The following is a 14,618-nucleotide window of genomic DNA, read 5'->3' as shown; positions in this document are numbered from 1 at the left end:
TTTGACTGAAACAAATAAAGCATTTGAACTTTATTATATGCTAAGATTCTTTTTTGTTGTTTCCGAATCTCTAGCAATACCTCTACAGATTCGGTAATCTTTATATGAGGACGACCAGACATTGTTATGTTCTCCTTTACTTTTGAGATAAGTCTAGCATAACTTTAGAAAAATGGTATAAGCGCTCCGCGCCGAAATTCTCGAACCATAAAAATAGGTCAGAATTTCCATGCAACTAATCCATCTTAATTGGGAAAGCCTCAGCATCTTAGAGAACGAAGAAGCTTCAAAGTTGGAATATTTCGAGTTTGAAAGAAGGCACAACCCGCATCGAACCGCTCTAATGTGCAAAACAGAAGGGGGTAAACTGCACCTGTTGATGAAACAGATTTTTTTGAATGTTCCGGTGCACAACATCCTCGAACACCATCCCATTCTTGCTAAATGTATCGAGCAAATACAGTTACAGTACAAGAATATTCCCAGCCTAAATACATTGCAAATACACCAAGATTATCTGGTTGCTTGGCTGTGGGAAAACTATCTAATTTGGGCGCAAGTAGATATCTGCGCGATCGAGCTAGAAAAATCCCGGTATCATTGTATAGACTGGACTTTTAGCGAAGGTAACGTTCCAACAAAAGCAGCCGTGCAGCAACATTGGAAAACACAGCTCCCTCTATTTCTGCTAGCGAAAAGTTACAATGTTTTGCCAGAAAATCTCAGCTTTACCTACTGGTTTGTATGCGGTGGCGATGCAGTCGTAGAGTACAAATTTGAGTACAGCACCGCGCAGTTTAATTCCTTCTTTGAACGCCTGCATAAAACGCTGAATAAGCTGACAGCAATGCAGGTCAAAACACAAGAGCCGGAGCGATACTATTTGCAACTGGCTGAAGATGCTCCAGAAGTTGAGATTTAAGTGGAAAAGGGCGATCGGATTAAAAAGTCAACTCAAAAAAACTGAATACTTAACTCTTGTAGTTGATTTAAACTTTGGCAGTACGATCGACCCTCTCACCTCTTTTACGCTCCGGGGCCCGCAACTTGTTAACTTGCGTTTGCGGTGCGATCGTATTCTAATTCCATCCCGAACCACTTTTGAGTCAAGGTTCAATTACTAGCAACCGTCCAAACACAAGTATGCTATATATAGCGTACCGGAGATTTTCCGTTAATTTTTGTAAAACTTTAGAGAAAATTCCTGAATCTGTCCTGTAACAGGTGTAATTTAGGGCTGTAACCAGCCGGAAAAACAATCGGGTAATAATATTAATCAATACTTTGCACTACCTTGACAGCGCCCCCCAGAGGTAGATCAAGAGTTTGCGCTCAAAATCTTCAGGATGCCTCTTGTCAACGCATTGACTTACAAAGGAAAAACTCAAATGTCAAGAGAGCTTAAAATCTTTAAGGATGGTCGCGTGTACGAAATGGAAAACGACCAGCCAATAAAAGTTATAGAAACAGAAGGAATTGTACGATCGCTCATTGAATTGTTGCAGTTCACTCCGGCTGAAACATTTACAATCGCACCTACTGACGCAGTTCCTCCTGATGTACCTGAACCTAAAGGACCGATCCGGAAAATTAACCAAGAGGGACTGAAGCTTGTTCAATCGTTTGAGGGGTTGTATCTAGAGGCATATCGAGATCCCGTTGGCGTGTGGACTATTGGGTGGGGAGCTACCGAAGGTGTATACCCAGGAATGAAGATTACCGTCGCCGAAGCCGAGAAGATGCTGCAAGATGAACTTGAGAAATTTGAAGCGGCGGTGGCTGATGCTGTCAAAGTACAAATCAATGACGATCAATTTTCAGCATTAGTGTGTTTTAGTTACAACTTGGGCGCACGTTCTCTGTCTGACTCAATGCTTTTAAAGCTTTTGAATGAAGGAAAGTTTCAGGAAGCGGCTGACCAATTTCCGAGATGGGACAAGGCAGGCGGTCAATCATTACTGGGTTTGTCTCGCAGGAGGAGAGCTGAAAGAGCGTTGTTCTTAAGTCAGCCTTGGGAAGAATTTTTGCATTGGGAGCCAGAAAGAGTGCTGCGTTTGGCTGAAATCGGTCAACCCCTCGTACAAGGGGACGATGTGCGACAAGCGCAAAAAGCTCTGATCGAAGCAGGTTTTGATGTTGGATTTGAGGGAGCTGATGGCATTTTTGGAATGGGAACGGATCGAGCAGTCAGAGAGTTTCAACAGCACAAAGGGCTGACTGTGGATGGGATTGTCGGTGCTGAAACTCTTCGAGTTTTGGGCATATAAGGCGAGTGAATTTAATTCCATCACCCTGATGATACGGCAGTTACTGCTAGTACATTCATTAGCTCTTTGACAATTTATTTTACTTTACTGAAAATTAGGAGATTGCAATGAACGATACACCTGTTGAGTCATCAAATCAAACAGCAGACTTTGACTTTGAACCCTGCTTTGAAATCCATGAGGGAGAAGCTCGTGCAGCAGGAGAGGAAAAAGCTAAGAAGGGTGGTTTTAATGGCTTGCTTAAAGATGCTCCTGGCTGCTCAACCTCTGTCGTTAATGGGTTATCGCAGCAATTGATTCACCAGATGAATCTCATCCTTCCGGATGCTCTGGTTAGCTTTGACGATCTGAATGTGGAACTTGAAGATGCAGCTTTTGCCTTTCTGCAACCTCAAGCCAAGCAGGGATTGCAGAAGGCGATTCAAGAGCGTGGCACTAAGATGCATATCAATTCAGCCTATCGTACCATTGCCCAGCAACTTCTTTTACGTCGATGGGGTAGCGGTTGTGGTTACGGGATTGTCGCTCCTCCAGGACGCAGCAACCATCAAAGTGGATTGGCGCTGGATATTGAAGACCATGATGGCTGGCAGCCTTATCTTGAGAGTCATGGTTGGCAATGGTTTGGTCCTCAAGATCCTCCACACTTTGACTATGTAGGAGAAGGTACTAAAGATATTCGCGAGACAGCCATGTTGGCTATTCAAAAGCTCTGGAACAAGAATCATCCGAATGAAACGATTGATGAGTTTGGTGGCTACGGACCTCAAACAGAAGATGCCCTAAATCGATCGCCTGCACTAGGTTTTGATAAGGCACCGTGGGATGAAAAACCCAGAGTATTGAAACTCAGCCGACCGTTGATGGAAGGGTCTGATGTTAAGAAACTTCAGGAGTCACTACAGAAAGCAGGAATAACAGTTTCTGTCGATTGGGTCTTCGGACCGGGGACAGACAAAGCTGTTAAGGAGTTTCAACAGAAGAAGGGTTTGAAGGCAGACGGAATTGCCGGCCCCAACACTCGCCAACAACTGGCTTGAGCTGTCTGCTAGCGAGTTAACCAAACCTTGAACTGAAAGATGCGTTGCTGACTTGGCAGAGCTTTCTGAAAAGCTTGAATTTGCAGATCCAGAACTCTGCTGATGCAGCAACGCCCTGAATTACACAAAGACACTGGAGTGATAAAGTAAAAATGGCTAACCAACCTGAGCAAACACCGAACATTTACGCCTTATTAATTGGCATTGACGGCTATAAGCCTAATCGGTTGTACAAGGATCTTAAAGGAGCCGTGCGGGACATTAATCTTGTAGCAAGCTACCTCTTAGAGACACTGAAGATTCCATCCGAACGGGTTTTCAAGCTGACTTCTCCGAATCCTGAAGTCGCTGAAACAATCGAAACAAAAGACCCGGAACCAACTTATAAAAATATTGTGGCAAAATTTAATGCCATTACGGAGATAGCGCAACCAGGAGAGCAGGTATACATTTACTACTCTGGACACGGCGGACGGGCGACAACCATCTATCCAGAACTGAAGGGAGGCGCTGACCAATATGATGAAGGTATTGTGCCCTCAGATATTGGCGCTGGAGGTCGCTACTTACTGGATGTGGAATTGGCGACGCTGTTGAAGCGGATGACGGACAAAGGGTTGATTGTCACAGTTATTATGGATAGCTGTCACTCTGGAGGGGTAACCCGAGGTGATGCTGCTATCCGAGCAGGAGATGGAACCGACACAACACCGCCACAAAAGGAAAGCTCGGTTGCTTTGCTTGAGGAGTTGAGCAAAAACTGGAAGACTCTAACTGAAGGAGTAGATGGTGATATTGCATGGGTTCCTCCAGCCAAGAACTACCTTCTTTTAGCAGCCTGCCGCCCTAATGAGTATGCCTACGAGTATGCGTTTGACGGTAAGGAGCGACATGGAGCGCTAACTTACTGGTTAATTCAGACTCTGGCAACCAGTTCCACAGGATTGAGTTTCAGAAAGCTGTACGATCGCGTTTGCGCTCAAATTCAGAGTAAGTTTCCCCAACAGTTACCCATGTTAGTAGGTGACGGCACTCGCGCGGTGTTTGGCAACGAGAGTTTACCGCATCACTACAGCGTAAACGTTAGCGGTGTAGATTCTAACCAAAAGCAAATCACTTTGAATGCAGGGTTAGCTCACGGACTCAGTAGTGGTACAAGATTTGCCATCTATCCACTGAATGCCACAGATTTTTCCAATAGACAACAGCAACTGGCGATTGTTGAAATTTTAGAAGTTCAAGCCTCGAGATCGGTAGCTAGAGTTCTGGAACCTAAAGAGGGAGGCATTGAAGTTAGAGCAGAAATCAAAATCGAACTAGGCGCTCCTGCTGTCATGGTATCTGCACCCGTCGATCTCGTGCGTCGAGTCCTTTTGTTAGATAACAAAGAGGCAGGTAATAAGGAGCATCAATTACCAGCCGAGTTGGTTGACAAACAAAAGGAAGCTTTAGAGGCAGTTCGGCAAGCTTTCACAGGGAATGGTTGGGTTGTTGAAGTACAAGCAGGCGACAAGGAAAAGTCTCACTATCAAGTTGCGGTAGGCAGAGATTGCGAGTACGAAATTTCTAGTGAAACTCCTTTCAAAAACTTAGGAACGCCACTAGAAATTAACTCTCCAGAGGCGGCGAGCGGAGTAGTTAAACGCTTAGTTCATTTGGCAAAATATCAAGCTGTCCAGGTACTCGATAATCTGTCTTCGGAACTTACTGACTATCTTGAACTTGAATTGGTAGATGAGAAAAAACAGCCATTTACAAATCCAAGCAACATAGTCCTAAAACAGGGGCAATCGGTGTTTCTACGGATTAAGAATACCTTTTTTAAACCCCTCAATATTGCTGTTCTCGATCTAGACTCCACTTGGGCTATTTCTCAAATGCCTATTAAAGGAAGCGAAGATATTTTCTTTCCCCTAAACAACACAGAGGAAATATACCTTCGTATGGAGCCTGAATTGCCAGAAGGTGAAGGCTACAAACAAGCTAAAGAAACTCTCAAGCTGTTTGCAACGCTCGGACTTGCTAACTTCCAATGGCTAACCTTGCCTGCCCTTGATGAAGATTTGGGGCAAAGAGGAGGCAATCTTGAAGAACAGCTCGAAAAGAAAGCAGAAGAACGTGCAGCAAGGGGAGAATCTCAAAATATCAGTCCTCTCAACAAGCTCTTAGGTACTATTGGTGCTGATGTTGAGAAGCCGCCAGAAACTCGTCGAATGCGTCCTAAATCCGATCCGAATGCTGAGTGGCTAACTAAGCAGGTGACATTTACTATCACCAAGCAATAGGTTCGGAATGGGCTGTCAAATGGCTGAGAATTTAAAGTTGCTAAATTCAGTGAATTACTTCCAAGAATTTAACAGCACTCTCAGCCGTGCGAACCCGTTTTTTCAACTAGCTTGTGGCAAAACCTGAAACTTTCGTATAGGAATTGATAGCGTGAAAACCATTCTGATTTTGGCATCCAATCCTAAAGGGACTTCGGTTCTCGATCTGGATCGCGAAATTCGCGATGTTCGAGAAGGTTTAAGGCGCTCGCAAAATCGCGATGAATTTAACATTGAAGTGCGGGGAGCAGTACGCCCTATTGACCTGAGACGTGCATTGTTAGAGGTTGAGCCGCAGATTGTTCACTTCTGCGGACATGGGACTGGCAATGAAGGTTTGGTTTTAGAAGGTGACGATACCAAAGAACATCTCGTTAGTGGTGAAACACTGTCTAGATTGGTTGAACTTTTTGCAGGCAAAATTGAATGTGTTTTACTCAATGCTTGTTACTCAGAAGCCCAAGCAACGGCAATTGTTCAGCATATCAACTATGTAATTGGTATGAATCGCGAGATTTTGGATGAAGCAGCGATCGCTTTTGCTGTGGGTTTCTATGACGGCATTGGTGCTGGCAAGTCTATTGAAATGGCATATAAACTGGGTTGCAGTGCAATTGAGATGGAATTGTCATCGCCATCTACTCAGGATCGCAAGATGATTGTTATTCCCTCTCCAGACGACATACAAAAACAGCAATTTTTAGAGCATTTAATTCCTGTTTTGAAGCAAAAAACTCAACTTAACCCTATCATTTTGCCTACAGTGTCAACCAAAAAATTCAACAGCGAATCCCTTATTGGTCACGCGGAGTGGATTCGTTCTCTCGCATTCAGTCCTGATGGTAAAACTCTCTTAAGCAGCAGCAACGATAAAACGGTAAGACTGTGGGATGTGCAAACTGGTCAACTCTTGCATCTACTGACAGGACATCGCGATCGCGTTAAGTGCGTTGGTATCAGTCCCGACGGACAAATCTTGCTCAGTGGCAGTGCTGATAGTATTGTTAAGGCATGGGATTGCAGTCAATTGTCAACGAAGAAAACCGGAGATTGCCGCTATACAATCACAGCTTCTTCTAAACCAATGACTCTGGTTCAGACATTGCCCGTTAATCCTAATTCCGAACGATCCTGCTTTGCTACAGGTGCAGAACATGGGAAAGTCTCCCTTTGGGATTTAAAGACGGGAGAATGGATAAGCACTATTCAAGCTCACAAGAGTTCAATTTTAACACTTGTTTTTAGTCCTGATGGACGAATGCTAGCTAGTGGTAGCCAAAACAGCACCATTAAACTTTGGGACTTAAACAGCAATACTGAACAACCTGTATACACTATTACCCACGCTCATATAAGTCAAGTTCTGTCGTTAGCAATCAGTTCGCAAACTCAAACGCTGATTAGTGGAGGTGCAGACCGAACAATCAAGCTTTGGGACTCAGCAACAGGTAAGAAGAAATCCCCTCATATTTTGGAAGCTCATGCAGGTCGCGTTTGGTGTGTTGCTATTAGTCCTGATGGAACAAAAATTGCCAGTGCTAGTGCTGATTACACTGTAAAGGTCTGGGATTTGGCAACAGGGAAGTTATTACAAACTCTTGCAGAACATCTTGGAGAGGTGCGTACAGTTGCCTTTAGCCCTGATGGCAGCCTAATTGCTAGTGGTGGTGATGATATGGAGATTAAGCTATGGCAGATTCAGGTATAGGTTTTATGCCATGCAGGACAGCTTGAAACTAGGAGATAACGTAGAAACATGACTGAACTGACCCAAGAAATAGAGAACCTCGATCGAGCAATGATTCTGAAAGCTGTAGAGTTTGAACCTGTCAACCAGGGGCGATCGCTCGTCGTAACGATTGGCATCAACGAGTACGTTCATTGGCAAAAACTTAAGAATGCCGTGCAGGATGCGATCGGGCTTCAGCAAACGCTCATCGACAAGCTGGGATTTTCGGCACCGATACCACCATTGCTTAATGAGGCTGCTACTAAAGCAGCGATCGAATCCATTATTGAGGATCGACTTCGAGAGGAGTTGCAGGAAAACGACAACTTGGTGCTGTTCTTTGCAGGACACGGACACACCCGTGTTGACAAGCTAGGAGGCAAGGTTGTTGGAGAAACAGGGTTTATCGTTCCGGTAGAAGCACAAGGACCTAAAGAATATTGGAGTGACTACATCAAGATCGATCCACTCCTTCAGTCGATCAGCAGGCTTCCAGCAAGACATATCCTCGTCATTCTGGATTCCTGTCATAGTGGTTTTGCCTTGGGTGAAGCAATGAACAGCTTCCGAGATGCAGTTCGCTATGAAAAAGACCTCAGTAGTCGAATCAGTCGCAAGGTGATTACCTCTGCTCGACGCGAACAACTTGCACTAGATGGGGGGCCAATTTTTGGTCATTCCCTTTTCACTGGCACACTTATTGATGGCCTCAATTGGGGCAAAGCAGATCTCGATGGTAATGGATTAATTACATCTTCAGAACTTGGTCTATTTATCCAACAGCAGGTCGCACAAGCTTCCAAATCCGCTCAAACGCCCGACTTCGGTTCATTCTATTTTGATGATCGAGGTGAAATGATAATTAACCTTCAAACCCAAAATTTTGTTGATAGCATTGATTATCGATTACTAGAAAATCATCTGATTTGCGGGAGATGGAAGGAAGCAGATCAGCTAACTTTTTCAATCATGCTCATGCTCGCCAGTTGTCAGGATCAACAATATCTTGATGTTGAAGATATACAAAATTTTCCTTTGGAGGAATTGAATCTCATTGATGAATTGTGGACACGTCACAGCAATAATCGCTTTGGATTTAGTGTTCAAAACAAAATTTGGCAAAGCGAAAAAGTTAACGGCAACCCTCACTCAGGCCTAAAGACCTTTCAGATTTTCGGAAACTGCGTAGGATGGAGAGTAGAAGTTGAAAAATTAGCAGATGCAGCAGGAGAAGCTGAAGAAGGAACGCTTTGGCTGGACTACAACCACTTGAATTTTAGCCTTCATGCGCCCTATGGGCATTTACCTTGGGTAGGCTATGGAGATATGGGAAAGTCGAAGAGATGGCGATTAGGATATTTACTTTCGCAGTTTGATACGGATGAATCCGAAGAAGTGTATCTAGCAGAATAATTATGGTCTACTGACCTTAACTTTCCAACGATTATTGAGATATTAACAGAATGTTATTTTTGAGGCTTATCAATGGCGTGGGAATACGATAAAACAAACTTCGATCGCAACCTGGCAGTCGTTATCGGCATCGATCACTACAAAAGTGACAGCATTCATGACCTGAGTACACCAGTCAGTGATGCTAGAGCGCTTGCCGATTTGCTAGAAACAGAGTACGAGTATAAACCTGAAAATGTCGTTCGCCTATTCGACTCAGCCGCCACGCTGACAGGACTCCAAACGCTACTTACTGATATCCTTCCCAATCAACTCAAGCCCACGAAAGGCGATCGCCTGATTTTCTACTTTGCCGGTCATGGCATTCCCCGCAACAGTAAGGACGGTCCAGAAGGATATCTAGTCCCCCAGGATGCAGACTGGCAGAAAGACGGCTCTTTTCTAGCCATGTCTGAGGTGTATGAGGCACTGAAGAGTAAACTGGAGTGTCATCATTTGCTAGTCATTCTGGACTGCTGCTTTGCTGGAACGTTTCGCTGGGCAGGTCGCCGGAAAATGATTCCGATTCTAGAAACGGTTCGGAAGGAACACTACGATCGCTTTATTCGCTATCCTGCATGGCAGGTTATTACCTCGGCGGCGCACGACCAAGAAGCGTTAGATGTGGCTAAATTGGCTGAGGACAAGCGCGGTGCTGTTGCGGATGAAAAGCAGGAACTGCATTCTCCGTTTGCGCTGGCACTACTCGAAGGATTGCGGGAAAACAAAGCAGATGTGATTCCAGATGGTGTAATCACTGCCCACGAACTGTATTTGTACCTAGAGCAGCAGGTCAGTCAGTTGTCTGGCTCTCGTCAAAAGCCTGGAATCTATCCCATGAGGCTAGAGTATGACAGAGGAGAGTTTGTCTTCACTAGACCTGGATTCACATCCGAACAACTTAAACCTGCGCCACTCCTGAATGAGAGCAATAATCCCTATCGCGGGTTGGCATCGTTTGATGAAAAACACGCCAACTTCTTTTTTGGTCGAAAGGTATTAGTTGAAGAACTCCAGCTTCGCCTCTCTCAACCCAATCGTTCGATCACGGTGGTTTTGGGAGCTTCGGGTTCCGGTAAATCCAGTTTAGTTAAAGCCGGATTGATTCCTGATTTGAGGCATGAATCAAACCCAGAGGTTTTGGGATTAAATCTCATTAAAGCTTGCATTTTAACAGAAACTATTCTTGCTGCCTTTCCTCAATTTCCTCCAAAACTCCTACCAATTTACTACGTACAGCAATGGTACATTCTCGATCCAATGCGTCCGGATCGTTCTCCATTTACAGCTTTAGCACGTGCCATTCTGCCCATTGCTCATCCGGAACTGATCGAGCAACTAGATCAAGTGAGTTTTCTTGATGAGGTGTTCAAACCCAAGGATGAAAGCGGTCAAGATAAGGGTGATGAACCAACGGATGCGTTTGTCAAACTAGCAGAATCTTGGAACAGTGCAACGCCAGAAGCTAAACTTTTGGTCGTTGAAGATTACTTCAAGCAGCTTTTGGCTTTGTGTCGCAATCCCCAAGAAAAGGAACAGTTATCGCAGCTTTATCGGGCAATTTTTGAAAAGCTAGAATCTCTGAGTAATACACTCCAGAATGAGCCGCAACACCTCACCCGTGTTATTAGAAAGTGGAGCGAAACTCATCCCGATGCCAAGTTGCTGTTAACAATCGACCAGTTTGAAGAGTTGATTACAATGAGCCAGGAGAGTCAAACAGAAACTCATGGCGGTGACAGGCAGGAGAGCGATTCTCGGAACGAAATAGTTGGTGAACGTGCTGCTGAACCCCAACCTTGGCTACCGTTTTTGCAGGTGCTTAGAGAGGCAATTGTTGAATGTCCTCAGCAGTTGCATATTGTGTTGACGCTACGATCGGACTTTGAACCACGTTTTCTTTCCTCACCACTTTCGGCTTACTGGAAAGATGCCCGATTCCCCGTGCGGGCAATGAATTTGGATGAGTTACGGCAAGCGATCGAAGGACCAGCCTTGAAGCAAGCATTGTACTTTGAGCCACCGGAGTTGGTGGGCAAGTTGATTGATGAGGTGGGGCAGATGCCGGGAGCATTGCCATTGCTCTCGTTTACCCTCAGTGAATTGTACGCCAAGCTGTACGATCGGTGGAAACCTGGTAGCACCGATCGCGCTTTGCGAATCAAAGACTATGAGGAACTCGGCGGAGTGGCAGGAGCGCTGACTCGTCGGGCAACAGAGGAGTATGACAATCTCATTAGAGATTTTGGTGAAGCATTGGGCAAGGCATACCAAGCAACGATGCGACGGGTGATGCTGCGGATGGTGACAATGGAAGGGGGTGGAGTTGCACGGCGACGGGTGTCGGAGTCTGAATTGGTATATCCAGATTCGGAAGAGAACAAGCGTGTGGCACAGGTGAGCGATCAGTTGGTCAAAGCTCGTTTGCTGGTGAAGGGGCAGGAGACTGGAGAACCCTACGTGGAGCCAGCGCATGATTTCTTGGTGCGAGGATGGGATAAGTTGCAGCAGTGGATCAAGAGAGAACAAGAAGACTTAACACTGCAACATCGTCTAACTCCGGCTGCAAATGACTGGAAACATGGCAGAGGAATGCTTTGGATTGAGGAAGTCGATCGCCTCGCTAAGTTGGAGAAGGTGCTTGAGGCAGAGACAGATAACTGGCTTAACCAATTGGAAACAGAGTTTGTCACACGCAGTATTAAGGAAAGGCAAGACCGAATCAAGAAATTGGAAGAGGATCTGCGGATTTCTGAACAGAGACGGGCAAGGGCAGAAATACGAGAAAAGGCAGTCAGAGCCGAGAACTTGCTTCAAGTTCAACCGCTGGACGCTCTAATTCTGGCGATTCAAGCAATAGGTCAAAACCTGGAGGAACTGCCAGAGGAAATTTTAGCTCCCGCTCAAATGAGCTTACATAGAGCGATGAAAACAGCCAGAGTAGCAATTCCCTTGCAAGGGCATGAACAGAACGTTAGTGCAGTCGCATTTAGTCCAGATGGGAGAATGATTGTTAGTGGCAGCGTTGACAACACTGTGCGATTGTGGGACATCCAAGGCAACCCCATTGGCGAACCGCTTCGAGGACATGAAAATTACGTCAGTTCAGTTGCCTTCAGCCCTGATGGAAAGATAATTGCTAGCGGTAGTTATGACAATACTGTGCGATTGTGGGACATCCAAGGCAATCTCATTGGCGAACCGCTTCGAGGACATGAAAATTATGTCAGTTCAGTTGCCTTCAGCCCTGATGGAAAGGTAATTGCTAGCGGTAGTTATGACAATACTGTGCGATTGTGGGACATCCAAGGCAACCCCATTGGCAAACCGCTTCAAGGACATGAGGGTGCTGTCAAATCAGTTGCCTTTGTTCATCCTGATGGGTGGATGGTTGTCAGCGGCAGTGAAGACAGTACGGTGCGGTTATGGGACATCCAGGGTAATCCCATAGGTGAGCCCTTGCGTGGACATCAAGGCGCTGTCTACTCAGTTGCACTCAGCCAAGATGGACAAATGATTGCTAGTGGTGGTGCTGATGCAACAGTGCGGTTGTGGAATATCCAAGGCAATCCTATCGGTGAACCGTTCCGAGGACACCAGCGTGCTGTCCTCTCAATTGCTTTTAGTCCTAATGGACGAATGATTGTCAGTAACGGTGCTGATGGCATAGCTCGGTTGTGGGATATTCAAGGCAAATTGATTGATGAACTACTTTGGAAAGCTGGAGGCATTCAAAGTTATAGCCCTGAAACTACCTTTAGTTTTGGTGGACAGTTTGAGGAACCTGTAGCCTTTGACATGCCCCTATGGACAGAGGAAGGCTTTGTTTATTCAGTTGCTTTCAGTCCTGATGGACAGATGATTGCCAATGGCAGTGAAGACAATATCCTACGATTGTGGGACGTTAGAGGTGATTGGACTGGTGGATCTTTTCACGGGCATGAGGGAGCGATTACCTGCGTGGCAGTCAGTCCTGATAGACAAATGATTGCCAGTAGCGGTGAAGACAAGACAGTACGGTTATGGAATAAGCAGGGTAAACCGATAGGTGAACCATTCCAAACACCTAACAGAGTGGATACACTTACTTTTAGTCCAAACAGTCAAATGATTGCTGGCTGTGGTATGGCTGGTGCAGTGTATTTATGGGATCTTCAAGGCAATCTGGTCGATGATCCTTTCCACGGTTATGGTCGTTTTAACGAAGCAATTGCCTTTAGTCTTGAGGGAAATGTGATAGTCAGTAAGGCAGGCGTTGATGCTGGGGTAGTTACTGTTGGTCAAATCTCTGTGAATGTCTCAAAGCAGGTCGTGTGTTTCTGGGATGTCAAAGGAAATCCAATTGGTGAGCCGATAGAAATAAACTATGGCACTCTTGTGAAAACAGTTGCCTTTAGTCCAAATGGACAAATGCTCGCTAGTAGTGACAACAAAGGCAGAATTAATTTTTGGGATATACATGGCTCTCTTATCTGTAAAACTGCACAAGGACATGAGAGCAATATTCTTCGTTCTGTTACGTCAATTACCTTTAGTCCTGACGGGCAAATGGTTGTTAGTGGCGGTAAGGAAAATACAGTGCGACTGTGGGATCTTCAAGGCAATCCACTGAGTGAACCGCTTCGAGGACACGAAAATTATGTCCGCTCAGTTGCCTTCAGCCCTGATGGAAAGATGATTTATAGCAGTAGTAATGATAGAACTCTTCGATTGTGGGACACCAAAGGCAATCCAATTGGTGAAACGCTTCAAGGCTTGGCAGGTGCTTTTTCAGTCACATCTACTGTTGATGGAAGATCGTTAATTATTAGTGGCGGTTCTGACGGAACGTTGCAATTTTGGCGAGCTGGTTGGCGGGCTTGGCTTGAAGTTTGCTGCGATCGTCTACGTTATCATCCAGTTTTTAATAATCCTGAAACAGAGGCGCAAAAGTTTGCTTGCAAGACTTGTTGTATTCAGCGAGGCCGAACATTAGCTATAGAAGGGAATATAGAAGCTGCAATCCTCGAATTTAAAACGGCTCTGAACTTAGATTCAGACTTGAAGATAGATCCTGAATTTGAGGCTCGACGCCTGAGGGCTATGGAGTTAATCGAACAAGGCAAAGCTCTAGCTTTGAGAGCAGATATAAATGGAGTAATTACAAAATTTGAGGAAGCTTTGAAATTAAACGCTAGCTTGCAGCTAAATTCCCAAGCGGAAGCAAGGCAATTAATGGCAGAGCTTTTCGTTAAAAATGGAAAATGGTTGGCTGAGAGGGGATGTATCGAGAAAGCAATTACAAGATTTGAGCAAGCTCAAGAATTGGATCTAAACCTAAAGTTAAACTTGCTAATTGAGGAAGCAAATCAACTCTCGGCTCCTTATTTGCTGAAAAAAGGCAAGCAGCTTGTGAAGGAAGGAAAACTAGACGAGGCAATCAAAGCTTATTCAGCAGCTAGGGTGTTAGACCCCAGACTAGAGTTCGATCCCATGTTTACTAAAGTTGCTGAAGATTGGAATTCTCTTTGTTGGTTTGGTAGTCTTCATGGGTATGCAAATAATCCTACTGTTATAGCTGCTTGTGAAAGTGCGGTTAGACTTGAACCTGAAAGCGACTCATATCGAGATAGTCGAGGGGTTGCTAGAGCATTAGCTCGTGATTTCCAAGGAGCGATCGAAGATTTTCAGTTCTATATTACCCATACTGATTACGAAGCTGATAAAGCACAACGTCAGCAATGGATCGATTCACTCCGTGCTGGAGAAAATCCTTTTACTCCAGATGAGATTAATAAGCTACTTAATGAGTAGTCCACTTCTAACC

Annotated in this window: 7 protein-coding genes; all 7 read left to right on the top strand. The window is 45.0% G+C overall.

Annotated elements, in window-relative coordinates:
* Window positions 1–229 precede the first annotated feature (229 nt).
* The 7 genes from JGK36_RS01450 (at window position 230) to JGK36_RS01420 (ending at window position 14,605) form a co-directional block, all read left to right on the top strand.
* Window positions 230–922 carry a hypothetical protein gene (locus tag JGK36_RS01450; protein ID WP_293196130.1) on the top strand — a complete coding sequence of 231 codons (693 nt, stop codon included), beginning with the start codon at window positions 230–232 and terminating at the stop codon, window positions 920–922.
* A 466-nt stretch (window positions 923–1,388) separates the two neighbouring features.
* Window positions 1,389–2,267, top strand: coding sequence for a glycoside hydrolase family protein (locus JGK36_RS01445; RefSeq protein ID WP_293196128.1), 879 nt, complete (start codon window positions 1,389–1,391; stop codon window positions 2,265–2,267).
* A 107-nt stretch (window positions 2,268–2,374) separates the two neighbouring features.
* Window positions 2,375–3,307, top strand: coding sequence for a peptidoglycan-binding protein (locus tag JGK36_RS01440; protein WP_293196126.1), 933 nt, complete (start codon window positions 2,375–2,377; stop codon window positions 3,305–3,307).
* A gap of 152 nt (window positions 3,308–3,459) precedes the next feature.
* Complete coding sequence (locus JGK36_RS01435; RefSeq protein WP_293196124.1) at window positions 3,460–5,592, top strand: caspase family protein; 2,133 nt, start codon at window positions 3,460–3,462, stop codon at window positions 5,590–5,592.
* A 151-nt stretch (window positions 5,593–5,743) separates the two neighbouring features.
* Window positions 5,744–7,339 carry a CHAT domain-containing protein gene (locus JGK36_RS01430; RefSeq protein ID WP_293196122.1) on the top strand — a complete coding sequence of 532 codons (1,596 nt, stop codon included), beginning with the start codon at window positions 5,744–5,746 and terminating at the stop codon, window positions 7,337–7,339.
* A gap of 48 nt (window positions 7,340–7,387) precedes the next feature.
* The gene (locus JGK36_RS01425; RefSeq protein ID WP_293196120.1) at window positions 7,388–8,773 is read left to right on the top strand and encodes a GUN4 domain-containing protein; all 1,386 of its coding nucleotides are present in this window, start codon (window positions 7,388–7,390) and stop codon (window positions 8,771–8,773) included.
* Between the two features lie 72 nt (window positions 8,774–8,845).
* A complete protein-coding gene (locus tag JGK36_RS01420; protein ID WP_293196118.1) occupies window positions 8,846–14,605 on the top strand; it encodes a caspase family protein in 5,760 nt (1,919 codons plus the stop codon).
* Window positions 14,606–14,618 lie beyond the last annotated feature (13 nt).

This window comes from Microcoleus sp. PH2017_35_SFW_U_B (assembly GCF_020737865.1).
In the GTDB taxonomy this organism is placed as follows: domain Bacteria; phylum Cyanobacteriota; class Cyanobacteriia; order Cyanobacteriales; family Microcoleaceae; genus Microcoleus.
The sequence above is the reverse complement of the archived record's forward strand: the minus strand, read 5'-3'. Positions and strand labels throughout refer to the sequence as shown.